We start from the raw sequence: 23,701 nt of genomic DNA on the forward strand, positions 1-23,701 counted from the left end.
CACAGCAGTAGAGCCCATGACCGGCCTGCGGACAACCGGTCCCGGGATCGGGGCCGGTCGGGGGCCTGATCGGCAAGGCGCGCGGACGCCCGCTAGCCGCGGGTGGCGGCGATATCGGCGTTCTCGAGGATTCCGATGGCGTCGGGGACGAGGATCGCCGCCGAGTAGTAGGAGCTGACCAGGTAGGACATGACCGACTTCTGATCGATGCCCATGCAGCGGACGTTGAGGCCGGGTTCGATCTGCTCCGGGATCGCGGCCGGGCGCAGACCGATGACGCCTCCGTCCTCCTCGCCCGTGCGCAGGGCCAGGATCGAGCTGGTGTGGCCGCCGACGACGGGGATCTTTCCGCAGGGCAGCAGCGGGACGCCCCGCCACGAGGGCACCTGCCTGCCGTGGACCTCCACGGTGTCCAGGGCGAGGCCGCGCTTGTTGCACTCGCGGAAGAAGGCGGCGACGGCCTTGGGGTGCGCGAGGAAGAACTTCGTGCCGCGGCGCATGCTGAGCAGGTCGTCCATGTCGTCGGGGGTGGGCGGACCGGACCAGGTGCTGATGCGCTGCCCGTAGTCGGCGTTGTGCAGCAGGCCGAAGTCGCGGTTGTTGAGGAGCTCGGACTCCTGGCGTTCGCGCATCGCCTCGACCGTCAGGCGCAGTTGCTGCTCGAACTGGTTCATCGGGTCGTTGTAGAGGTCGGCGACGCGGGTGTGGATCTGCAGCACGGTCTGGGCGAGGCTCAGCTCGTACTCGCGCGGCCGCAGCTCGTAGTCGACGAAGGTCGCGGGCAGCCGCGCCTCGCCGGCGTGGCCCGAGGCGAGCTCGATGTCGGCCTCGCCGCGCCGGTTGACGGGCCGGCGCCCGTTCGCGACGTACTGCTCCAGGTGCGTGCGCAGGCCGGCCGCACGGCCGAGCACCTCCTGGAAGGAGCTCCAGCGCAGCACCATGACGGTCCCGGCGGTCGCGGCGCGTACCCCGTAGCCCCACCGCGGGTCGGTCTGGCCGAGCGCGTCGTCGCCGAGCTGGTCGCCGTCGGCCACCACGCCGAGGAGTTCGGCGCCGCCATACTTGCCCTCGGCCCTCTTCTCGAAGCGGCCGTGGGCGACGAGGAACACCTCGTCGACGGGGGCGTCCGCCTCCACGAGCACGTCGCCGCGGCGCAGGTCGCGCTTGACGAAGCGCAGGGCCAGCTCCTCCAGGACGGCGGCGTCCTCGTAGCCCTTGAGGGTGGGCAGCTCGGTGAGGGTGGGCGCGAGGACGCGCACGTCGTCCGCGCCGGCCTGGACGAAGGAGACCCGGCCGCGCCCCACGGCATGGGTGAGGCGGCGGTTGACGCGGTAGGTGCCGGCGCCGAGGTCCACCCAGGGCAGCATGCGCAGCAGCCAGCGGGAGCTGATGCCCTGCATCTGGGGGACGGACTTGGTGGTCGTCGCGAGATTGCGGGCGGCGGCGGTGCTCAGGCTCAGCTGCCGGTCGTCGGCGGGGGTCAGGGGTGGCTGCGCCTCTGCGGTCATGCGGGGTTCCTCCCTGCGTCGGTCGCGCGGAGCGGGCTGCACGCCCACGGTGGGGCGCCGGGTGACCGGTGCGGTAGCCGCACCGGTCCGGGCGTCTGTTGAAAATCCCGGCCGGTTGAAGCCCTGCACGCCTGTACGACCCGTGGCGGGGGTGCGGCGTGCGGGCTTTCAACACGGCCGGATCCTCAACAGGCCCAAGGCCCCTCGGGGGTACCGGAGCCGGGACGGGGCCGCGCTCCATGGCGGGGTGTGCCGACCCCCAGGAGGATCCATGGACCGCGCCCCCGCCCCCGCCCCCGCCCGGGTGGCCGCAGCCGATCCGGCGGAGGTCCTGCGCCGGCTGCTCGGCGGCCGCAGCGGACTGGGCACGTCACCGCCGCGCGCCGCGCCCGCGGCGGGCGCCCGCACGCGTGCCGATGCCGCCCCGGGCGCCCGCCCGCCCACCGGGCCCGCGGCCGGTCCGCCCGCGGCGGCCGGCACGCGCGGCGCCACGGCTCCCGGGACCGGCCCCGGGCCCGCACCCGCCGCCGGACCGGCCCCGGACAGTGCCACCGGCACCGGCACCGGCATCGTGATCCCTCCGCTGTACTGCCCCGACGCCGTTCGCGACGATCCGGCGCTGGCCGACGTCGTCAACGACCGGCTCGTGCTGTGGGCCGCCGAAACGGGGATCTACGCGGGCCGCCTGGACGCCCTGCGCTCCTGCCACTTCGGCCGGCTGATGATGCTCGCGCACCCGGACTGCGACGACCCGGACCGGCTGCTCGCGGCCGCCAAGTGCGCGCTGTGCGAATGGTCCGTAGACGACCACTGGGCGGATGCGGGCGAGGACGCCGATCCCGGGCTGCTCGGCCTGCGGACGGCGCTTGCGCAGGCCGTGGTGGACCCCGTGCGCCTGCCGGCCGGCTACGAGCGGCAGTTCGAGGAGCGGGTGGCGGCCGAGCCGGTGCTGCGCGCCTTCCGCTCCGGCCTGGAGCACCTCTCCGCGTTCGCCTCCCCGACGCAGGTGACCCGCCTGCGCCACCAGCTGGCCGTGATGTTCGTCGGGTACAACCACGAGGCCGAGTGGCGCAGGTCCGGCCGCCGGCCCCCGGTCTGGGAGTACCTGGTGCACCGGTACGAGAACGGCTTCTTCCCCTGCATGGTGCTGACCGATCCGGTCGGCGGCTACGAGGTGCCCGCGCCGGAGTTCGCGGACGTCCGGGTCCGGCGCACGTACATGTACGCGGGCGTCGCCACCTGCCTGCTCAACGACCTGTACTCGATGGGCCGGGAGGATCCCGGCGACGCCAACCTCCCCCGCCTGATCGCGGCCGAGGAGCACTGCTCCCTCCAGGAGGCGGTGAACCGCACGGCCGCCGTCCACGACGAGGTGGTGCGCACGGTCGAGGCGGAGTCGGCCGCGCTGGCCGCCCTCGGCTCACCCGCGCTGGGCCGCTTCCTGGAGGGGGTCTGGAACTGGATGGGCGGCGCGAAGGAGTGGCACGCCACGACCCCCCGCTACCACGGGCCTTCCTGAGGCGCGGGCCGGTGCCGGCCCGGTCACGTCACCGGGTGAGCGCGCAGGCGCGGGCCAGCAGGGCCCGCGCCGTGTGGTTGCCGCGGACCGGCTGGAGGCGGCCGCGCAGCCGGCGCACGGCGTCGTCCACGCGCGCGGAGTCCAGCTGAGGCACCGCGTCCAGCATCTCGTGCCACGAGGCGCAGGCCCGTTCCACATGGCCCTGGTTCAGGTGGAGTTCGGCGAGCCGGGCCAGGGTGACGGCTCGCGCCCGCCTCTCGCCCGGCGGCCTGCGGCGCAGTGAGGTGCCGAGTGCCGCGATCGCGCCCCGTACGTCCCCGAGTGCGGCCAGTGCCTCGGCCTGCTGATGGGCGAGCGCCGAGTGGTGGTAGTCGCCGATGGCCGTCCGCTGTCCGTCCGACCGCTCCAACAGCCGTTCCGCCTCGGCCAGATGGGCCACCGCGGCCCGCCGGTCTCCGCAGGCGGCCTCCGCGACGGCCAGCTGTCCGGTGACGAAGGCGGCCTGGAGGGAGGGCAGCCGCCCCGCCTCGCGTGCGGCCGCCTCCGCCAGCTCCCACGCCTGCCTGCGGTGGCCCAGGTGGTGGGCCTGCACGCTCATGGCGCGCAGGACGGGCGCCCAGCAGCCGGGATCGCCCGCCTCCTGGCCGAGCCGCAGCCCGGCCCGGTAGTACGCCTGGGCCACGCCCTGCTGGTTGCCGTCGAAGCACAGGAACCCGGCCGTGTAGGCGAGCCGCGCGGCGCAGCCCAGCAGCCGGTGCCGTACCGCGGGCGCGGCGCCCGCGCGCAGCCAGGGGGTCACGGTGGTGGCGAGGTAGCGGGTCAGGGCGGGCCGGGCCAGGCCACTGCCGAACATCATGTCGGCGCTCCGGAAGACCGGCAGGACGGCCTCGGCGGCCGCCACGTGGTCCGGCCCGATCCGCCCGGACGGCCGCCCGGGAGTCCCGGTGCCGTCCGGCGGCGGCCAGCCCGGGGGCCGCCAGGCCGAGGAGTAGACGGGGACCTCGCCCAGCAGGGCGAGGACGTCCGCGCCGTCCGGTCCGGCGTCGGGCCGGTCCGGGGCCCGGACCCCCGCGGGCCGGGCGAGCCCGGTCTCGGCCGGGCTGATCCGCCGCCCGGTGCGGCGGCTGAGCGCCTCGGCGGCGAGGGCGACGACGTGCGCGGGCGGGCGGGTGCCGGCCAGCCAGTGCGAGATCGAGGTCCGGTCGTAACGCAGGGTGAGGCCGGCCTCGGCCGCCACCCCGTTGACGGCGCGCGCGAAGTCCTGCCCGCTCCAGCGCGCATCGGTGAGGAGGGTGCGGAGTCGTCCGTTGGGTTCACGCTTGGCCATCAGAAACCGCCCAGCTCGTACACGTGTCCATCCATTCAACGCGGTCGGACATTCAACACGGTGGGGCGGGGACGGATGTACCGGGTGCGGCCGTCCTGCCCCTAACTAAGACGTGTGCGCCCGGCAGCACACGATCACACCGCGTGGCCGTGGCGTACGGGAGCACGGCAGATCACTCGGAGCGGGACGGTTCCTCACGGTCACTCCCGCACGCCGCCCCGCACTCGGCCCGCCGCGCAGGAGGTGCGCACCCCCATGACCCCGCACGTGAAGCCCGCCCGTTCCGCCGAGCCCGTGACACCCCTGACACCCCTGACGCCCCTGGGCGCCGAGCCCTGCGAGGACGTCCGTCACGCGCGGAACGCCCTCGCCGCCCCCGCCGCCCTCGGCCGCGGCCGGGCGGCCGTGGAGCCCCTGCTGCGCACGGCGGTGCGCTCGCTGCCCGGCGGCGTGCGGGCGGTGGCCGAGTACCACCTGGGCTGGCGCGACCCCACCGGCGCCCCGGCCGCCGCCCGGGCGGGCAAGGCGATACGCCCCGCCCTGGTGCTGGCCGCGGCGCGGGCGGTCGGCGGCCGCGAGGAGGACGCCCTCGGCGCGGCCGCGGCCGCCGAACTCGTGCACGACTTCACGCTGCTGCACGACGACGTCATCGACCGGGATGCCACGCGCCGCCACCGCCCCACGGCCTGGACCGTGTTCGGCAGCGCCCAGGCCATCGTCGCGGGCGACGCGATGGCCGCGCTCGCGGTCCGGCTGGTCGCCGACCGGACCGAGGCGGTGCTGCGGCTGTCGGACTGCGTGGCCGAGCTGTGCGAGGGCCAGTACCAGGACTGCTCCTTCGAGGCGCGCGCCACGGTGACCCTGGCCGAGGCGACGGCCATGGCGGAGGCCAAGACGGGTGCACTGCTGGGCGCCGCCTGCGCCCTCGGCGGGCTGTACGGGGGCGCGGCGCCGGAGGTCACGTCCGCCCTCGACTCCTTCGGCCGCGGCATCGGGACCGCCTTCCAGCTGATCGACGACCTGCTCGGCATCTGGGGCGACCCGGAGATCACCGGGAAGCCGGTGGGCGCCGACCTCGCCGCCCGCAAGAAGTCCCTGCCGGTGGTGGCGGCCCTGCTGTCGGGCACCGGCGCAGGCGACGAACTCGCCGTCCTGTACGCCGGGGGCGGCCCGCTCGGTGCAGCCGGGATCGCCCGTGCGACGGCTCTGGTCGAAGCCGCCGGCGGGCGGGACTGGGCGCGGCAGGAGGCCTCCGTACGGGCCGGGCGGGCGCTGGAGTGCCTGGCCCGGGCCGTCCCCGACCCGGCCGCGACCGCCGAGCTGGTGTCGCTGTGCGAGCTGATCACCCGAAGGGAGCACTGACCGGCAGGACGCGCCCGGCCCCGGGCCCGGGGTCCGCGCAGCTCCCAGGAAGACCGACCGAGAGGAAGGCCCGCCATGTCCGTCGACCCCAGCGCCGAAGTGGGCGCCGAGCACCTGACCGCCGCCGCCCGGCAGAGCCTGAGCACCGAGGCCGCCCGGAACCTGGCCACGACGACCAAGTCCGCGCCGCAGATGCAGGGGATCAGCTCGCGCTGGCTGCTGCGGATCCTGCCGTGGGTCCAGACGGGCGGCGGCACGTACCGGGTGAACCGGACGGTCAGCTACACCCTCGGCGACGGCCGCATCACCTTCGTGAAGACCGGCTCCGAACTGCGGGTCATCCCGGCCATGCTGCGCGAGCTCGGCATGCTCCGGAACTTCCCCGACGACCAGGTGGTCCGGGCCATCGCCGACCGGTTCGTCAAGGAGGAGTTCCGCAGGGGCGACGTCATCGTGCGGCGCGGCGAACCCGTCGACAAGATCTTCCTGATCGCCCATGGCCGCATCGAGCGGCTGAGCGTCGGCGCGTACGGGGACGAGGCCAGCCTGGGCGTGCTCAGCGACGGCGACCACTTCGGCCACCACCCGCTGCCCGACGCACGCTGGGAGTTCACCGCCCGGGCCCAGACCGACGTGGTGACGATGACCTTCAACCGCGGCGACTGGGACGCGGCCCTGAACGGCTCGGCCGCCCTGCGCCGGCACGCCGAGGCCTATCTGGAAGCCGAGCGCGTCGGGCGCCGGGGCAGCGACGCCGTGGACCTGTCCGCCGGGCACACCGGCGAGGTGATGCTGCCCGGCACGTACGTCGACTACGACCTCAGCCCGCGCGAGTACGAGCTGAGCGTCGCGCAGACGGTCCTGCGCGTGCACTCCCGGGTCGCCGACCTCTACAACCAGCCGATGAACCAGTCCGAGCAGCAACTGAGGCTGACCATCGAGGCGTTGAAGGAGCGCCAGGAGAGCGAGCTGGTCAACAACGCGGAGTTCGGGCTGCTGCACAACGCCGACTACGAGCAGCGGATCTACGCCCGCACCGGCCCGCCGACCCCCGACGACATGGACGAGCTGCTCAGCCGCCGGCGCGGGTCCCAGTACTTCCTGGCCCATCCGCGGACGATCGCCGCCTTCGGCCGGGAGTGCAGCAGGCGCGGCCTGTACCCGGACAGCGCGGACTTCCAGGGCCATCGGGTGCCGTCCTGGCGGGGGGTGCCGCTGCTGCCGTGCAACAAGATCCCGGTGACGCCGGAGCGGACCAGCTCGATCCTGGTCCTGCGCACCGGCGAGGACAACGACGGGGTCGTCGGGCTGCACCCGGTGGCGCTGCCGGACGAGTACCAGCCGGGCCTGTCCGTCCGTTTCATGAACATCAACGAGCAGGCGATCATCTCCTACCTGGTCACGGCCTACTACTCGGCGGCGATCCTCGTGCCCGACGCCGTCGGGGTGCTGGAGAACGTGGAGATCTCCCGATTCGACGACTGAGGTCCGGGGGCCGGGGGACCGGAACGAGGACTGACCGAGGATCGAGGACCGAGGGGGTCCAGGACATGACCGCTCCGCAGGAGAACGCCTCCCGGCAGCCCTTCGAGCTGCCCGAGTTCTACCTCCCGCATCCCGCCCGCCTCAACCCCCACCTGGAGGAGGCCCGTTCGCACACCCGCGCGTGGGCCGCGCAGCTGGGCATGCTGGAGGGCTCGGGCGTCTGGGGCCCGGCCGACCTGGAGGCGCACGACTACGCGCTGCTGTGCGCCTACACCCACCCCGAGTGCGACGGGCCCATGCTCTCGCTCGTCACCGACTGGTACGTGTGGGTGTTCTTCTTCGACGACTGGTTCCTGGAGCGGTTCAAGCGCTCCGGCGACCGGGCCGCCGGGCGGGAGGCGCTGGACCGGCTGGCGCCGTTCATGCCGGCCGACCCGCACGCGCCGATGCCCGAGCCGGCCAATCCGGTGGAGGCGGGCCTGGCCGACCTGTGGCGGCGTACGGTGCCGGGGCACTCGGCGGACTGGACCGCGCGCTTCACCCTCAGCACCCGCAACCTGCTCCACGAGTCGCTGTGGGAGCTCGACAACATCGGCATCGGCCGGGTGTCCAACCCGGTGGAGTACGTCGAACAGCGCCGCAAGGTGGGCGGTGCGCCCTGGTCGGCGGGGATCGTCGAGCACGCGGTGGGCATGGAGGTGCCCCCGGCCGTCTCCGGGGAGCGGGCGCTGCGCGTGCTGCGCGACTGCTTCGCCGACGCGGTGCACTTCCGCAACGACCTGTTCTCCTACGAGCGGGAGATCGGGAAGGAGGGCGAGCTCAGCAACGGGGTGCTGGTCCTGGAGCGGTTCTTCGGCTGCACCGCGCAGGAGGCCGCCGACCAGCTGAACCACATGATCACCTCGCGGCTCCAGCAGTTCGAGAGCACCTTCTTCACCGAACTGCCGGCGCTGTTCGCGGAGAAGGGCCTGGACCCGGCCGGGATCCTCGCCGTCCTCACCTACGCCCGCGGGCTCCAGGACTGGCAGTCCGGCGGCCACGAGTGGCACATGCGCTCCAGCCGGTACATGAACTCCCGCCCGGCCCGGAGCGGGTCGGGACGGCGGGACGGCGCGGGCCTGCCGGCCGCGGGGACGCCGGGATGGCTGCGCGGTCCGACCGGGCTCGGGACCACCGGCGCCAACATCAGGGCGCTGCTGGGCCTGACCGGCGGCGCGCGGCGGATCCGCCGGCACGGCAACGTCCCCCGCCGGGTGGGGCCTTCGGTGATCCCGGAGTTCTTCATGCCGTACCGCAACGTCCTCAACCCGCACCTGGCCGGCGCCCGGGAGCGGCTCATCGAGTGGGACCGCGCGATGGGGATCCTGGACGAGGGCGTCTGGTGGGAGGACAAGGCCCGCGGGTACGACTTCGCGCTGTGCTCGGCGGGCATCGACCCGCAGGCCCCGGCCGAGGCGCTGGACATCAGCGCGGGCTGGCTGAGCTGGGGGACGTACGCCGACGACGTCTACCCGCTGCTCTTCGGCACCGGGCGGGGTCCGGGTCTGGCCGCCGCCCGGGCGCAGACGGAGCGGCTGCGGGCCTGCATGCCGCTGGACCTGTCGGCGCCGCCGCCCCCGGCCAACGCCATGGAGCGCGGGCTGGCCGACCTGTGGCGGCGTACGGCCGCGCCGATGGGGCCGCCCGGCCGTGAGCTCTTCCGCACGGCCATGGACCGGGTGCTGGACAGCTGGCACTGGGAGCTGGAGAACCAGGCCGCCAACCGGGTGCCGGACCCGGTGGACTACCTGGAGATGCGCCGGGTGACGTTCGGTTCGCCGATGACGATCGCGCTGGCGCGGATGGCGCACCTGGACGCCGTCCCGCAGGAGGTGTACGCGAGTTCGGCGATGCAGTCGCTGGAGGCCGCCGCCTTCGACTATTCGGCGCTGATGAACGACGTGTTCTCCTACCAGAAGGAGGCGCAGTACGAGGGCGAGCTGCACAACTGCCTGATCGTAGTGGAGAACTTCTTCGACTGCGACTACCCGACGGCGCTGCGGATCGTGAACGACCTGATGACCGCGCGGATGAAGCAGTTCCAGCACGTGGTGGCCAACGAGCTCCCGGTCATGTACGCGGACTACGGGCTGGACGCGGCGGCCCGCGCCGCCCTGGACCGCAACGCCGAGGAGCTGACGCGGTGGATGGCGGCCATCCACGTGTGGCACGTCGCGACGAAGCGCTACCGGGAGGAGGACCTCGAGCGCCATCACGCGCACCGCCGGACCGCGGCGGCGGGTGCGCTCGTACCGGCGCCGCCGGGTGCGCTCGTACCGGACCCGCCCGGCTCCGGCCGCCGACTGCCCCCGGCTCCGCACCGGGCCGCGTGGGCCTGACCTACGCGGCGGAAGGTGCCTCCGCAGGAATACGCCGTTCCCCTGGTCTTACGGCGGGGGCGACGCATAATCGTCGTCATGCGGCTTGAAACAACCCTCTGGCCGCACTTGGTCACGCATGCAATGGGGGGCATCGTGCCGATGGGGGAATCCGGGGCGTCGGGCACGCTGCCCGCGACGTCCGTGGAGATGTCGCGGCTGCTGACGGCCGTCCGGCGGGGGCGCGTTCTGACCGTGACGGGCAGGTTCCGCGAGCCGCGGAGCCTGCTGGTCCGGGAGATCGCCCGGCGGCTCGCGTCCAATTTCTACGACGGGGTGGCGGTCGTCGGCCTGGACCGCGCGTCCGGCGTGCGGGATCTGACGGCAGCGCTGGGCCGGGTGCCGGGCACGCCCTTCCTGCCGTGCGGAACGGCAGGCGCCGTGTCCTGGCTCGCCGAGCGCGACATGCTGCTCGTCCTCGACGGCAGCGACCGGCTCACCCCGGCGGCCGTGGACTGGCTGCGGGACCTGCTCCGCCGCGCGCCGGGCCTGCGGCTGCTGGCCGCCGGCCGCCACCCGCTGGACTTCGAGGAGGAGCGGGTGCACCGGCTCTGACGGGGGCGGGCACCGTCCGGACACGGGTCCGCCCCGGCGGGCACGGGGCCGGCCGGGGCGGAGCGCGTCACGCGGGGGTCACGGGTGTCAGCCGAGGGTGGCCAGCGCCTCGTTGAGGGTCGCGGACGGACGCATGACCGCAGCGGCCTTGGCCGCGTCGGGCTGGTAGTAGCCGCCGATCTCGGCCGGGGAGCCCTGGACCGCGATCAGCTCGGCGACGATCTTCTGCTCGGACTCGGCCAGCGTCTTGGCCAGCGGGTCGAAGGCCGCCGCCAGCTTCGGGTCGTCGGTCTGGCGGGCCAGCTCCTGCGCCCAGTACAGGGCGAGGTAGAAGTGGCTGCCGCGGTTGTCGATGCCGCCCAGCTTGCGGCTCGGCGACTTGTCCTCGTTGAGGAAGCTGCCGGTCGCCCGGTCCAGGGTGTCGGCCAGCACCTGGGCGCGGGCGTTGCCGGTGGTGGTGGCGAGGTGCTCGAAGGAGACGGCCAGCGCGAGGAACTCGCCGAGCGAGTCCCAGCGCAGGTAGTTCTCCTTGACCAGCTGCTGCACGTGCTTCGGGGCGGAGCCGCCGGCGCCCGTCTCGAAGAGGCCGCCGCCGTTCATCAGCGGGACCACCGACAGCATCTTGGCGCTGGTGCCCAGCTCCAGGATCGGGAACAGGTCGGTCAGGTAGTCGCGCAGCACGTTGCCGGTCACCGAGATGGTGTCCTCGCCGCGGCGGATGCGCTCCAGGGAGAAGGCGGTGGCCTCGACCGGGGACAGGATCTTGATGTCCAGGCCCTCGGTGTCGTGGTCGGCCAGGTACGTCTTCACCTTGGCGATGAGCTGCGCGTCGTGCGCGCGGCCCTCGTCCAGCCAGAAGACGGCCGGGACGCCGGTGGCGCGGGCGCGGGTGACGGCGAGCTTGACCCAGTCCTGAATCGGCGCGTCCTTGGTCTGGCAGGCGCGGAAGATGTCACCGGCGGCGACCTCCTGCTCCAGGACCGTGTTGCCCGCGGCGTCGACGAGGCGGACGGTGCCCGCGGCGGCGATCTCGAAGGTCTTGTCGTGGCTGCCGTACTCCTCGGCCTTCTGGGCCATGAGGCCGACGTTCGGCACCGAGCCCATGGTGGACGGGTCGTAGGCGCCGTGCGCACGGCAGTCGTCGACGACGACCTGGTAGACGCCCGCGTAGCTGCTGTCCGGCAGGACCGCGAGGGTGTCGGCCTCGTTGCCGTCCGGGCCCCACATGTGGCCGGAGGTGCGGATCATGGCCGGCATCGAGGCGTCGACGATGACGTCGGACGGAACGTGCAGGTTGGTGATGCCCTTGTCCGAGTCGACCATCGCGAGGGCCGGGCCCTCGGCGATCTCGGCCTCGACGGAGGCCTTGATCGCGTCGCCCTCGGGCAGCGCGCCGAGGCCGTTCAGGATCGCGCCGAGGCCGTCGTTGGGCGACAGGCCGGCGGCCGCGAGGGTGGCGCCGTAGCGGGCGAAGGTCTTCGGGAGGAAGGCGCGGACCACGTGGCCGAAGACGATCGGGTCGGAGACCTTCATCATCGTGGCCTTGAGGTGCACGGAGAACAGGATGCCCTCGGCCTTGGCACGCTCGATCTGGTCGTTGAGGAAGGTGCGCAGCGCGTCGACGTGCAGGACGGACGCGTCCACGACCTCGCCGGCCAGGACCGGTACGGACTCGCGCAGGACGGTGGTGGCGCCGTCGGCGTCCACGTGCTCGATGCGCAGCGTGCCGGCCTCGGCGATCACCGCGGACTTCTCGGTGGACCGGAAGTCGTTCTCGCCCATGGTGGCGACGTTCGTCTTCGAGTCGGCGCTCCAGGCACCCATGCGGTGCGGGTGGGCCTTGGCGTAGTTCTTGACCGAGGCGGGGGCGCGGCGGTCGGAGTTGCCCTCGCGCAGGACCGGGTTGACGGCGCTGCCCTTGACCTTGTCGTAGCGCGCGCGGATCTCGCGCTCCTCGTCGGTCTTCGGGTCGTCCGGGTAGTCGGGGAGGGCGTAGCCCTGGCCCTGGAGCTCGGCGACCGCGGCCTTGAGCTGCGGGATCGAAGCCGAGATGTTGGGCAGCTTGATGATGTTGGCTTCGGGGGTCTTCGCCAGCTCGCCGAGCTCGGCGAGGGCGTCCGCGATCCGCTGGCTCTCCTCGAGGTGCTCGGGGAAGCTGGCGATGATCCGACCGGCCAGGGAGATGTCTCGGGTCTCGACATTCACACCGGCCGTCGACGCGTACGCCTGGATCACAGGCAGGAACGAATACGTCGCGAGGGCCGGGGCCTCGTCAGTGTGCGTGTAGATGATGGTCGAGTCAGTCACCGGATGCTCCGCTCCACAGTCTGCGTCTCTCGTCTGCAACATTGCTCGACATCAAGATATCTCGTGATCGGGCCGGTCTGGACAGCCCCCTGCCGCGAGCCTGGGGAGACACGGGTCACGCCGGCCCCGGGAACGGCGAAAGCGCCGCCGCGACTGTTTCCAGCCGGGGCGGCGCTCGGGCGGTCAGACCGCGAACAGGCCTGTACGGCAGATCAGGCGGCGAGGGCCTTGGGGTTCGGGCCGTACTGGTTCGGCGCCTGCTCACCCTCGGTGGCCAGGAGGACGATCATCCAGATGAAGCCGATGACCGGAATGATGCCGATGAGGATCCACCAGCCGGACTTGCCCGTGTCGTGCAGGCGGCGGATGGTGACGCCCAGGTTCGGCAGGAAGACGGCGAGAGCGTAGATCCCGTACAGCAGCGGGTAGGTCCCCAGCACGAAGTCGAGGACGATCAGGATGATCGCGGCAGCCGCGTTGAAGAGGAAGAACATCCAGTACTCCTGGCGGCGCGCGCGGCCGGAGAAGTCGGCGTACTTCTTCAGAACGTCGGTGTAGTGGTTCACGGGGTCCCCCCAGAGGACGGTGGTGCGGCCCGTCCTGCTGGAGCAAGCCGGGGCAGAACTTATGCCCCCCTTACAGCGGGGTCAAGCCAGTTCTCCAGGGCTCGAATTCGGCCACACAGCACGATATCCGGCACTGGTGGAGCGGTGACCGGGGTACGCGGCGGCGCCGTGTCCGCGCACGTCCGATACGTCCCCGCCGGGGGCCTGCTCCGCACCACCGAACCCACGTGGATCAGTGTCCACATCGTTACCGCACGGCGACCCGGCGGCCCGGACGGAACCGGGCGCGGGCCGGACCGCGTTCGCGTCAGCCGATGCGGAAGGAGTCCCCGTACACCTTCCAGTCCAAGGGGGTGTTGAGGTTCAGGTTGCCCTTCTTCAGGAACACCCGCTGCGCGGTGTCGACGCGGCTGGTGTCGCTGTGCGCCTCCTCCTGCTTCATCGCCCAGACGCGGGCGTCGAGGAAGGCGTTCAGCCAGGCGGTCTCGCTGCCGCCCTGGGACGGGGGCTTGGCCTTGGACAGCGCGCGCGCCCGGATGTTGCGGAAGCTGGTGGAGTCCGTGCCGTCGCCGTGCATGACGATGGCGTCGTAGTAGACGAACTGGCCGAGCGTGCCGACCTGGTCGGACTTGCCCTGCTTGACGGCCGGGTCGAAGTACACCCGGTCCCGCTCGCGGTCCTGGGCCTTCTTGAACTCGGTGTCCTGGGCCGCCTTCGCCCAGTCCCGGGTGAAGTTCGGGTCGAGGCCGGCGTGGGAGTCGGTGCCGTCGACCCGGCGCAGGGCGGGGAGGTACTTGGCGAGGACGTTGCCCGGCTTGACCTGGGTGTAGTACTCGACGAGGTCGAGCATGTCGCCGGTGCCGGAACAGAAGCCGATGATGCCGGCCGTGTAGCCGCGGCCGTCGTCTATGTCCTCGATGTACTTGTACTGCGCCTTCCAGTCCAGCGTGGAGTTCTCCGCGCTGGAGACGATCTTCATGGCGATCTCCTTCTTCGCCGGATCGTCGAGCCCGACGGCGGCGGCCGCCTGCGCCCTCGCCGTGGTGGCGCCGGTGTCGAGCGCGGTCGCCTGAGCCGTGACCGGTAAGGCGAGGAGCACGCTGCCGAGCAGGGCGCCGGTCACCAGTGTCTTGCGGTGGGGGGTGAACACAAGGCCTCCATGGGGGAGTTGAGGCTTCCCGGTTTCGTTAAGAAACTTTACTACCAGACTTCAGGGCATCTCAAGACCCGGGAACTCCCCCAACCACCCGCTCAGAGCCAGCCGTTGCGCCGGAAGCCGCGGTGGATGGCGAAGCAGGCGACCGCCATGACCCCGAGGACGAGCGGGTACCCGTACGTCCAGTGCAGCTCGGGCATGTGGTCGAAGTTCATGCCGTAGACCCCGCACACCATGGTCGGCACGGCGACGATGGCCGCCCACGCCGTGATCTTGCGCATGTCCTCGTTCTGCGCGACGGTCACCTGCGCCAGGTGCGCCTGGAGGATGGAGTCCAGCAGGTTGTCGTAGCCGCCGATCTGCTCGGTGGCCCGGGTCAGGTGGTCGGCCACGTCCCGGAAGTACGCGCGGAAGTCGGCCGGGATCACCGGTATCGGCTGGGTCGCCAGCTGCTCCAGCGGCCGGCCGAGCGGCGCCACCGCCCGCCGCAGCTCCAGGAGTTCCCGCTTGAGCTGGTAGATCCGGCCCGCGTCGCCGCGCCCGCCCGCCTCGCTGAACACCGCGGTCTCGACGGCGTCTATGTCGTTCTGCACCGCGTCCGTGACGGCGACGTAGTCGTCGACCACGTGGTCGACCATGGCGTGCAGCACGGCCGCCGGCCCCTGCGCCAGCTGCTCCGGGGAGGCCTCCAGCTCCTCGCGGACCGGGCCGAGCGTGCCGCGGCCGCCGTGCCGGATGGTGATGACGAAGTCCGCACCGGTGAAGGCCATCAGCTCGCCGGTCTCCACCACCTCGCTGGTCGCGGTCAGCTCCTCGTGCTCGACGTAGCGCACGGTCTTGAAGACGGAGAACAGCGTGTCGTCGTACCGCTCCACCTTGGGGCGCTGGTGCGCGTTCACGGCGTCCTCGACCGCGAGCGGGTGCAGGCCGAACAGCTCGGCGAGCCCGGCCAGCTCCGACTCCGCCGGCTCGTGCAGACCGATCCAGACGAACCCGCAGCCCGCCTTGCGGACCCGGCGCAGGGCTTCCTCGACCTCGGCGCAGCCCTCCTGGCGCACGCCGTCCCGGTACACCACGCAGTTGACCACGGCGCTGCCGAGCGGGGAGCGCGCCGGGTGGCTGAGGTCGACCGCGCGCCGGTAGCCGCGGCGCACGACCCGGCGGAAGGTGCTGAACATGGACAACGACGTGCTCCTCTTTCGGCGGATCAGCGGCCAGTGTGCCATCGCACCGGGCTGCCGTCGGCGCCCGCGAGCGCACCCGGGGACCGCCGGGCCCGGGGCGGGAGGCTCAGGTCAGGTCAGATCGACGAAGACGCTGGTCGACTTCACCCGGGCCGTGGCCCGCGCGCCCACCTCCAGGCCGAGCTCCTCCACGGCCTCCCGGGTGAGCAGCGACACGATCCGGTGCGGTCCGGCCTGGATCTCCACCTGCGCGTCGACCGCGCCCAGCCGCACCCCGGTGACGATCCCCGGGAAGGCGTTGCGCACCGAGGTGTACGGGACCTCCCCGCCCTCGCCGCCCTCCCGGGCGACGGCGACGCAGAACGCGGCGAGGTCCGGCCCGTCGACGATGCGCCGGGCGCCGTCCCGCCGGGTGGGGAACCGCTCCGCGTCCGCCCAGCGCCGCGCCGTGTCGACGCTCACGCCGAGCAGCCGCGCGGCCTGGCCGATGGTGTAGGACTCCATGCTCCGCAGCTTATGGCGTGCCCGCCGGCAGCCCTCGGAGCGCCTCCCCGGCCGCGTCCGCGACCAGCCGCGCCACCAGCGAGAGCGCGGGCGAGTCCAGCTTCCACTGCTGCCAGTACAGGGGCACGTCCATCGGCCGCCGGGGCGCGAGCAGCACCAGCTCGCCCGTGCGCACCAGCGGCCCCGCCTGCTGCTCGGGCACCATCCCCCATCCCAGCCCCGCGACCACGGCGTCCCGGAACCCCTCCGACGTCGGCACGTGGTGCCGCACCGGTCCGGCCGTCACCGCCCGCGAACCCGCCCGCGAACCCGGCCGCGCGCCCACCAGCGACCGGACGAAGGCGTCCTGGAGCTCGTCCTTGCGGTCGAAGACGATCGTCGGCGCCCGCCGCAGGTCCCCCTCCAGCTCCCCGGTCAGGTGCCGGGCCGCGAACCGCGGGCTCGCCACCGGCAGGTACCGCGCCAGTCCCAGCATCCGTACGCTGCACCCGGCCACCGGGTCCGGCGAGGAGGTCACCGCCGCCATCACCTGGCCCTCCCGCAGCAGCGCGGTCGTGTGCGACTCGTCCTCGCGGTGCAGCTCGACGCAGACCGGCGGGTCCTGCGGCACCCGGCCCAGCACCGGAAGGAACCAGGTCGCGAGCGAGTCCGCGTTCACCGCGATCGGCAGCCGCACCGGGCCCCTCCCCTCGGCCATCCCCAGCTCGGCCCGCGCGTCCCGCTCGAGCCGGGCCAGCTGCCGGGCGAACCGGACCACCACCTCCCCGGAGTCCGTCGCGCGCACCGGCTTCGTGCGCATCAGCAGCACCCGCCCGGTCCGCTGCTCCAGGGCCTTGACCCGCTGGCTGACCGCGGAGGGGGTCACGTGCAGGGCGGCGGCCGCCGCGTCGAAGGTCCCCTCGTCCACCACGGCCAGCAGCGTCCGTACCTGGTCCAGGGGCAGCTCGTCCATCATGAGCGCTAATGGTACGTAAAAATCTTTAGCTGTACTGAAGCACCTGCCGCTGCCTACGGTCGAGGCATGACACACGGCATCATCACGGCGGCCCTCGCCGGCTGCGGCACCGGACTCTCCCTCATCGTCGCCATCGGCGCACAGAACGCCTTCGTCCTGCGCCAGGGCGCACGCCGCCACGCGGTCCTCGCCGTCGTCGCCATCTGTGCCGTGTCGGACGCGCTGCTGATCGCCCTCGGCGTCGCCGGCGTCGGGGCCTTCGTCACCGCCTGGCCCGCCGCGCTGACCGTGGTCGGGCTGGCCGGGGGCGGTTTCCTGGTCTGCTACGGGATCCTGGCCGCCCGCCGGGTACTGCGGCCGGTGCCGGGCGCCGCGCTCGGCACGGAGGGGGCCGCCACCGGGTCGGGCCGCCGGGCGGTGCTGACCTGTCTGGCCATGACCTGGCTCAACCCGCACGTGTACCTGGACACCGTCCTGCTCCTCGGCTCCCTCGCGGCCGACCGGGGCGACCTGCGCTGGGCCTTCGGCATCGGAGCGGTCCTGGCCAGCCTGACCTGGTTCGGGACCCTGGGCTACGGCGCCCGGCTGCTGACCGGACTGCTGGCCCGGCCCGCCGCGTGGCGGGTGCTGGACGGCCTGGTCGCGGCGACCATGGTGACCATGGGCGGCATGCTGCTGGCCCGTGCCTGACCCGCCGCGCGGACCTGCCGCCCGGCTGACCGGCCGCCCGGCCGACCGACGACTGGAGCCCCCCGTGCCCGACCGCCCCTCCCCCGACGCGGTGCGGGCGTACTACGCCGCCCAGCCCGCCCCGCTCGTGGCCGCCACCGGGATCGTCCTGGACACGGAGGGGCGGGTCCTCGTCCTGACCACCTCGTACAAGGCGGACCTGGAACTGCCGGGCGGCACGGTGGAGGGCACCGAGACCCCGGAGGAGGGGCTCGCGCGCGAGCTCAAGGAGGAGCTGGACCTGAGCCTGCCGGTGGGCCGGCTGCTCACGGTCGACTCCCGGCCGCCGGGCGAACTCGGGCGCTCCCTCGTCGTGCACGTCCACCTCGTCGGCCCGCTGCGCCCGGAGGAAGCCGCCTCGATCTCCTTCGCGGACGGCGAGATCGTCGAGGCGCGCTGGCTTTCGCCGCAGGAGGCCGACGCGGCCCTGCCCGCCCGCCTCGCGGCCCGGCTGCGCGCCGCGCTGGCCGCCCTGCACACCGGCTCCCTGGCCCACCTGGTCGACGGAGTGCCCCAGCCGGGCTCCCCGGCGGGCCTCGACCCCGCCGACCGCACCGCCCTGGAGCACGCGGGCGCCTTCGACGCCGCCGGCCACCGCGCCAGCCGCCCCAAGGCCACCACCGCGGCGAGCGTGCTGTTCACCGACGCCGGCGGCGGGATCCTGCTGGTGCGTCCCGCGTACGGGAAGACCCGGCGCTGGCAGCTGCCCGGCGGCGGCATCGACAGCGACCTGGGCGAGACCCCGCGCGCCGCCGCCCGCCGGGAGGTCCGGGAGGAGATCGGCCTCGACCTCGCCCCCGGACGCCTGCTGGCCGTCGACTGGTGCCACAAGCCGGGCCGGCTGGCCCGGGTCCGCTTCCTCTACGACGGCGGCGTCCTCGACGCGCCCGCCCTCGCCCGCATCCGCCTGGACCCCTCGGAGCTCCTCGCGTGGCGCACGGCCGCCCCCGGGGAGCTCCGCGACCTGGTCAAACCGTCCCTGCGGCGCCGGGTCAAGGCCGCCCTCGGCGCCCGCGGCGCGGGTACGGGCCCCCTGGAACTCCACGCGGGCCGCCCGGCCGAGGAGTAGGGCCGCGGGGTGGCCTCAGTGCCGGTCGGCCCCTGCGGGGGTGTCGTCGAGGAAGCCGCCCGACTGGTGCTGCCACAGCTTCGCGTAGGCGCCCTCCGCGGCGAGCAGCTCCTGGTGGGAGCCCTGCTCGACGATCCGTCCGCGGTCGAGGACGACGAGGCGGTCCATGGTCGCGACCGTGCTCAGCCGGTGGGCCACCACGAGCGCCGTCCGGCCCTCCATGAGCCGCCACAGCGCGTCCTGGACGAGGATCTCGCTCTCGGAGTCCAGGGCGCTGGTCGCCTCGTCGAGCAGCAGGATCGGCGCGTCGCGCAGGATCGCCCGGGCGAGGGCGACCCGCTGACGCTGTCCGCCGGACAGTTTCACCCCGCGCTCGCCCACCATGGTGTCGAAGCCGTCCGCGAGCCCGTCGGCGAACTCGGTGACGTGCGCGGCCTCGGCCGCGCGGCGGATCTCCGCCTCGGTGGCGTCGGGCCGGGCGAAGGCGATGTTCTCCCGCAGGGTGCGGTGGAACATCGCGGGGTCCTGGGGCACGTAGGCGATCAGGCTGCGCAGGTCGGCCTGGCGCAGCTCGCTGATGTCCTGCCCGCCGATCAGGATCCGGCCGGCGTCGATGTCCGTCATCCTCAGCAGCAGCCGGGTGAGGGTGGTCTTGCCCCCGCCGGACCGGCCGACGAGACCGATCTTCGTCCCCCCGGCCACGGCCAGGTCGAGGCCCTCGAAGAGCGGGTTGCCGCCCCCGTGGGCGAACGTCACCTGTTCGAAGCGCACGTCGGCGGCGCGGGAGGACAGCGGCTGCGGGGCCGGCGGGTCGACCACGGTCGGCGGGTCCAGCAGCAGTTCGGTGAACTGCGCGGCCTCCGTCATCGAGCTCTCCAGGCGCCGGTAGATCTGGTTGAACTCGAACATGATCCGCGTCGCGGCGGCGTAGTAGGTGAAGGCGACGATGACCGCCTCCACGCCGTGCCCTCCCGCCCCGAGCCCGATGGCGAGCAGCAGGCCCAGCACGTTGGTCAGCACGGACATCGGCGCGACCAGTGTGTCGATGCGCAGGTTGCCGTAGTCCCAGGAGCGCAGCATGAGCCGCCGCGACTCCGCGACCCGCGACCGGTGCTCGGCGGCCTCGCGTTCCTCGGCGGCGAACGCCCGGACCGTGTCCATGTTCATCAGGCTGTCGGCGACGTGGCCCGACACCCGGGCGATCGCCTGCTCGCGCTGGGCGACGAGCACCTGGCGGCGCCGGATCAGGGGGGCGGCGCACAGCCCCGTGAACGTGATCATCGTCAGCAGGCCGGCCACGAGGAGCGGGTCGTACTGCCACAGCACCACCGAGGCGAAGACGAGCGGGACGAAGTTGCCCATGACCGAGAAGGTCAGCGTGTCGACGAACTCCTCGAACCGGGAGGCGAAGCTGAGGACCCGTTTGGTCAGGGACCCGGCGAAGTTGTCGTGGAAGAAGGCGGCGTCCTTGGCGTAGAGCTCCTCCATGCCGATCACGTACAGGTGCTCGATGCCGCGGGCGTCGAGGCGGTTCAGGCAGTGGTATCCGATGCGCCACAGCGTCTCCCCGAGGAGCAGGGAGCCGGCGAAGACCAGGACGTAGGGCAGCATCGAGCCGATACCGGCACGGTCGCCGCCGTCCCCCGCGATGCGGCCGACGAGTTTCGCGACGACCAGCGGGGCGATGTAGTTGATGCCGATGTTGCCCAGCGCCGGGAGCAGCATCGCGGGAGCGGCGACCTTCCGCAGCCGGGCCAGTTCCCGTCCGTAGTAGCGAAGTGCGAGGAGTACCGGACCCCTGCCCGGCGGACTGTCGTGCGATTCGGGCGTTCCCATCCCAACCCTGCCTTGTCGGACCAGAAGGACAAGGTCCGCAGTCTCCCGCGCGCCGGACCGGCCCGTCCAAGTGTTTTTCTGCGCACGGGAGTTGTGTGCTCATCGCATGATCGGCCGAGGTGTGGCCCCCGGAGGGGAACGAACGGGTGACGGAGCGGCGACGCGACCCTTCCGGCGAGGCCCAATGCACCCTCTCTGCGCACTTCTGGTGATCAAATGCCTACAGCAAGTGATCGAGTGCGTTCAGAGGCAGAGGTACGGAGGGTATTGATGCACAAGCTCCAGAAGGTCTTGATCGCCGTTGTCGCCGCGGGGAGTCTGACCGCCCTGGGCGCCGGAGGCGCTCACGCCGACGAAGCGAGCGGCCCCGGTGACCGGAGCCGGACGGCGCAGCCGCAGCTGAGCGGATCGGTCCGGCTGCCGGCCCTGCCGCACCTGCCCCAGCTCCCGCCGCTCCCCCGCCTGCCCCAGCTCCCGCCGGCTGCCGCCGCCGCCGCTGCCGCACAGCTGTCATCGCAGACCGCTTACGGGCCGTACGCGCCGTACGCCGCGTATGCGCCCTACGCGGGGTATGCCGTCGACGCTTCCGGGACGCCGAACACGCCCAACACTCCGAACACCCCGAACACCCCGAACGACCCCAACACCCCCAATACGCCGAACACCCCCAACACCCCCAACACCCCGGGGGGTGGCGCTACTCCCAATACCCCGAACACGCCCAACACCCCCAACACCCCCAACGGATCCAGCACCCCCAATACGCCGAACACCCCGAACACGCCCAACACCCCGAACTCCTAGGGCATCACGGCTCCTCCGGGGGCCGGCCGTTCCCACACGCGGCGGCGCCGCGCAGTGTCTCCACTGCGCGGCGCCGTCATGTCACCGGGGGATCAGCCCGGGGTGTTCGGGGTGTTGGGGGTGTTCGGGGTGTTGGCTCCGGCTCCTCCAGGGGTGTTGGGGGTGTTGGGCGTGTTGGGGGTGTTGGGGGTGTTGTTACCCCCACCTCCGGGAGTGTTGGGGGTGCTCGGGGTGTTGGGCGTGTTGTTGCCGCCACCACCCGGGGTGTTCGGGGTGTTCGGGGTGTTAGGCGTGTTGTTGCCGCCACCACCCGGGGTGTTAGGGGTGTTCGGGGTGTTAGGCGTGTTGTTGCCGCCACCACCCGGGGTGTTAGGGGTGTTCGGAGTGTTAGGCGTGTTGTTACCGCCACCACCCGGGGTGTTAGGGGTGTTCGGAGTGTTAGGCGTGTTGTTACCGCCACCCGGCGTGTTCGGGGTGTTCGGCGTATTCGGGGTGTTCTGCGTATGGCACTTCTTGCCCTTGCCCTTGCATCCCGTCAGCATCTGCGGCAGGTCGACAGCGGTCTGGGTCGTCTGCGGTGCCGGCGCGGCCAGCGCCGTGGTCGGCAGAGCGATACCGCCGGCCAGGGCCATGGAAGCTGCGGCCATCATGACCTTGCGGGAAACCTTCATCGTCTTCTCCATTCGGAAGTGCGGGGAGATCGGAATTTCACCCTCGCTGCGAGCTGCCAATTCCTTCTGCCTCACCTTGTCGGTGTCGACCGGTTGGCTTGCTTCAAATAAACCCGAATGGAGAACCGGGGTCACGACACTGGAACTCGTATCTTGACGGCGGTGGGCGATACGGGTAAAAGCCCGCCGCGGCACGGCCGGAGTCCCGTTTCTCAAGGGAATTCGGCACTTCCGCCACCTACGGCAGCGGCCGGTGACCCTGGGTGACGGCGACGCTCAGCCGCCCAGTACGGCCGGGGCCGGGCCGTCAGGGCGCACCGTGAGGCCGTAGGCGGCCCGGGCCGGGACCGACCGGAAGCGCGGGACGTGGACGGGCAGCAGGTGCTCGAGGAGGACGGCCGATTCCCGGAGGGCGAACCGCAGGCCCAGGCAGGCCCGGGCACCCATACCGAACGGGAAGTAGCTCCCCGGGTGGGCGGGACGGCGGCCCGGGACGGTGAAGCGCTCCGGATCGAACCGCTCGGGATCCGCCCACAGCCCGGGGTCCCGGTGCGTGAGGTAGGGGCAGACCAGCACGTCGGTGCCGGCCTCGATCCGGTACCCGGCGAGGACGTCGTCCTCGGTCGCGCAGCGCGGCAGGATCCACGCGGACGGATAGAGGCGCAGCGTCTCGTGGACGAGGGCCTGCACGGCCTGCCGGCGCCCGGGTGAGCCCTCGCCGCCCGCGGCCAGGGCCCGCTCCCGCGCCCCCGGGTCGCGGTCCAGCAGGAGGTGGAGCCAGGTCAGGGTGGAGGCGGTGGTCTCGTGCCCGGCGACGAGCAGGGTGACCAGTTCGTCGCGGATCAGCCGGTCGGTGTACTCCGGGCGCGTTCCGGCCGCCTCGACCAGGACGTGCAGCAGGCCCGGCCCGGCCGGTCCGGTCGCGCCGTCGCGGGCGGCGGCGATGGCGAGACCCGCCACGGCGTCGATCCTGGCCAGGTCGGCGGCGACGGAGCCGCGGGCCGCGGCGCCGTCGGCGGGCAGGCTGGGCAGCGCCGCGACCACGGCGGGTACGGCGGCCAGGTCGCGCGCGGTACCGGGGTCGAGGGGATGGCCGGTCAGGGACCGCCAGATGGTGTCCAGGGCGAAGCGGCGCATCTCGTCGCCGACGTCGAACACCTGCCCGTCGCGGGCGTACGAGGCCCAGCGGGCGGCGGTGGTCCGGGCGGCCTCGGCGATCCGCTGCTCGTAGCGGCGCATGCCCGGGCCGGTGAACTGGGACTGCAGCAGCCGCCGCTGCCGCTGCCAGGCCTCGCCCGTCGCGGCCAGGACCCCGTCGCCGATCAGCAGGCGGGCCCGGTGCGAGCGCTTCACGTACCGGCCGGGGTGGAGCGCGAGCACGTGCTGCACCGCCCCGGGGTCGGTGACCAGGACGGTCGGGCGCGGACCGAGCCGGAACGCGGCGACGCCGCCGAGCCGTTCGCGGGCCTGGGTGAACAGCTCGATGAGCTCCCCTCCCCCGGCCCGCCACCGCCCGACGAGGGCGGTTTCCAGCTCGGGGACCGGGCGGCCCGCCGGCGAGGGGCCCGGGAGGGAGCCGGGTCGGGCGTGGGCGGCCACGGGGGCTCCTGTTCGGCGGCTTCACCCGGCCGCGCACCGGCGCGGGCATCACGCACTGTAGGGGAGCGGGCGCGGTGTGCGACGCCCCGCCCCGCGGTGCGGCCGGTCACGGCGGTTCTTTGGCCGAACTCCTCCTGAATCCGGCTGC

At 73.0% G+C, this 23,701-nt stretch carries 19 protein-coding genes; 8 read left to right on the plus strand and 11 right to left on the minus strand.

Annotated elements, in window-relative coordinates; genetic code table 11:
* Positions 1–92: 92 nt before the first annotated feature.
* Positions 93–1,508, minus strand: coding sequence for a family 2B encapsulin nanocompartment shell protein (locus AB0D66_RS09480; RefSeq protein WP_362299167.1), 1,416 nt, complete (start codon positions 1,506–1,508; stop codon positions 93–95).
* Between the two features lie 271 nt (positions 1,509–1,779).
* Between AB0D66_RS09480 and AB0D66_RS09485 the strand changes: the two genes are divergently transcribed.
* On the plus strand, positions 1,780–3,027 hold the full coding sequence (locus AB0D66_RS09485; protein ID WP_362299170.1) for a family 2 encapsulin nanocompartment cargo protein terpene cyclase: 1,248 nt from the start codon (positions 1,780–1,782) through the stop codon (positions 3,025–3,027).
* 28 nt (positions 3,028–3,055) lie between these two features.
* On the opposite strand, the gene AB0D66_RS09490 is transcribed toward AB0D66_RS09485, so the two are convergent.
* Positions 3,056–4,354 carry a tetratricopeptide repeat protein gene (locus AB0D66_RS09490; RefSeq protein ID WP_362299173.1) on the minus strand — a complete coding sequence of 433 codons (1,299 nt, stop codon included), beginning with the start codon at positions 4,352–4,354 and terminating at the stop codon, positions 3,056–3,058.
* Between the two features lie 255 nt (positions 4,355–4,609).
* Here AB0D66_RS09490 and AB0D66_RS09495 point away from each other — a divergent pair, with 255 nt between their 5' ends.
* The 4 genes from AB0D66_RS09495 (at position 4,610) to AB0D66_RS09510 (ending at position 10,173) form a co-directional block, all read left to right on the plus strand.
* Positions 4,610–5,716 carry a polyprenyl synthetase family protein gene (locus AB0D66_RS09495; protein WP_362299176.1) on the plus strand — a complete coding sequence of 369 codons (1,107 nt, stop codon included), beginning with the start codon at positions 4,610–4,612 and terminating at the stop codon, positions 5,714–5,716.
* A gap of 75 nt (positions 5,717–5,791) precedes the next feature.
* Positions 5,792–7,201: a family 2B encapsulin nanocompartment shell protein gene (locus AB0D66_RS09500; protein ID WP_362299179.1), complete on the plus strand. Its 1,410-nt coding sequence runs from the start codon at positions 5,792–5,794 to the stop codon at positions 7,199–7,201.
* 65 nt (positions 7,202–7,266) lie between these two features.
* Complete coding sequence (locus AB0D66_RS09505) at positions 7,267–9,579, plus strand: germacradienol/geosmin synthase (protein WP_362299182.1); 2,313 nt, start codon at positions 7,267–7,269, stop codon at positions 9,577–9,579.
* Positions 9,580–9,714: 135 nt separating this feature from the next.
* Positions 9,715–10,173 (plus strand): hypothetical protein, encoded by a 459-nt coding sequence (locus AB0D66_RS09510; protein WP_362299185.1) that lies wholly within the window; start codon positions 9,715–9,717, stop codon positions 10,171–10,173.
* Positions 10,174–10,260: 87 nt separating this feature from the next.
* Here the strand turns inward: AB0D66_RS09510 and AB0D66_RS09515 are convergent, their stop codons facing one another.
* From AB0D66_RS09515 to AB0D66_RS09540, 6 genes are all read right to left on the minus strand, one after another.
* Complete coding sequence (locus AB0D66_RS09515) at positions 10,261–12,480, minus strand: NADP-dependent isocitrate dehydrogenase (protein ID WP_362299188.1); 2,220 nt, start codon at positions 12,478–12,480, stop codon at positions 10,261–10,263.
* A 212-nt stretch (positions 12,481–12,692) separates the two neighbouring features.
* Complete coding sequence (locus tag AB0D66_RS09520) at positions 12,693–13,046, minus strand: DUF805 domain-containing protein (protein ID WP_362299191.1); 354 nt, start codon at positions 13,044–13,046, stop codon at positions 12,693–12,695.
* A gap of 307 nt (positions 13,047–13,353) precedes the next feature.
* Positions 13,354–14,196, minus strand: a complete 843-nt coding sequence (locus tag AB0D66_RS09525; RefSeq protein WP_362299194.1) for a chitosanase — start codon at positions 14,194–14,196, stop codon at positions 13,354–13,356.
* A 101-nt stretch (positions 14,197–14,297) separates the two neighbouring features.
* Positions 14,298–15,380: a magnesium/cobalt transporter CorA gene (gene corA / locus AB0D66_RS09530; RefSeq protein WP_362299197.1), complete on the minus strand. Its 1,083-nt coding sequence runs from the start codon at positions 15,378–15,380 to the stop codon at positions 14,298–14,300.
* Positions 15,381–15,497: 117 nt separating this feature from the next.
* Positions 15,498–15,890 carry a TOBE domain-containing protein gene (locus AB0D66_RS09535; RefSeq protein WP_362299200.1) on the minus strand — a complete coding sequence of 131 codons (393 nt, stop codon included), beginning with the start codon at positions 15,888–15,890 and terminating at the stop codon, positions 15,498–15,500.
* 10 nt (positions 15,891–15,900) lie between these two features.
* The gene (locus AB0D66_RS09540) at positions 15,901–16,842 is read right to left on the minus strand and encodes a LysR family transcriptional regulator ArgP (RefSeq protein ID WP_362299331.1); all 942 of its coding nucleotides are present in this window, start codon (positions 16,840–16,842) and stop codon (positions 15,901–15,903) included.
* A gap of 69 nt (positions 16,843–16,911) precedes the next feature.
* Between AB0D66_RS09540 and AB0D66_RS09545 the strand changes: the two genes are divergently transcribed.
* Both AB0D66_RS09545 and AB0D66_RS09550 read left to right on the plus strand, forming a co-directional pair.
* Positions 16,912–17,535, plus strand: a complete 624-nt coding sequence (locus AB0D66_RS09545; RefSeq protein ID WP_362299203.1) for a LysE/ArgO family amino acid transporter — start codon at positions 16,912–16,914, stop codon at positions 17,533–17,535.
* Positions 17,536–17,599: 64 nt separating this feature from the next.
* Entirely contained in the window at positions 17,600–18,643 is a 1,044-nt protein-coding gene (locus AB0D66_RS09550) for an NUDIX hydrolase (protein ID WP_362299206.1), read from the plus strand.
* 15 nt (positions 18,644–18,658) lie between these two features.
* Here AB0D66_RS09550 and AB0D66_RS09555 read toward each other — a convergent pair whose 3' ends face one another.
* The gene (locus tag AB0D66_RS09555) at positions 18,659–20,479 is read right to left on the minus strand and encodes an ABC transporter ATP-binding protein (RefSeq protein WP_362299209.1); all 1,821 of its coding nucleotides are present in this window, start codon (positions 20,477–20,479) and stop codon (positions 18,659–18,661) included.
* A 270-nt stretch (positions 20,480–20,749) separates the two neighbouring features.
* Here AB0D66_RS09555 and AB0D66_RS09560 point away from each other — a divergent pair, with 270 nt between their 5' ends.
* Positions 20,750–21,283, plus strand: a complete 534-nt coding sequence (locus tag AB0D66_RS09560; protein ID WP_362299212.1) for a hypothetical protein — start codon at positions 20,750–20,752, stop codon at positions 21,281–21,283.
* A gap of 92 nt (positions 21,284–21,375) precedes the next feature.
* Here the strand turns inward: AB0D66_RS09560 and AB0D66_RS09565 are convergent, their stop codons facing one another.
* A complete protein-coding gene (locus AB0D66_RS09565) occupies positions 21,376–21,954 on the minus strand; it encodes a hypothetical protein (RefSeq protein ID WP_362299215.1) in 579 nt (192 codons plus the stop codon).
* Positions 21,955–22,230: 276 nt separating this feature from the next.
* The gene (locus tag AB0D66_RS09570) at positions 22,231–23,553 is read right to left on the minus strand and encodes a cytochrome P450 (protein WP_362299218.1); all 1,323 of its coding nucleotides are present in this window, start codon (positions 23,551–23,553) and stop codon (positions 22,231–22,233) included.
* Between the last annotated feature and the right edge of the window lie 148 nt (positions 23,554–23,701).

Source organism: Streptomyces sp. NPDC048270, from assembly GCF_040652335.1.
Taxonomy (GTDB): domain Bacteria; phylum Actinomycetota; class Actinomycetes; order Streptomycetales; family Streptomycetaceae; genus Streptomyces.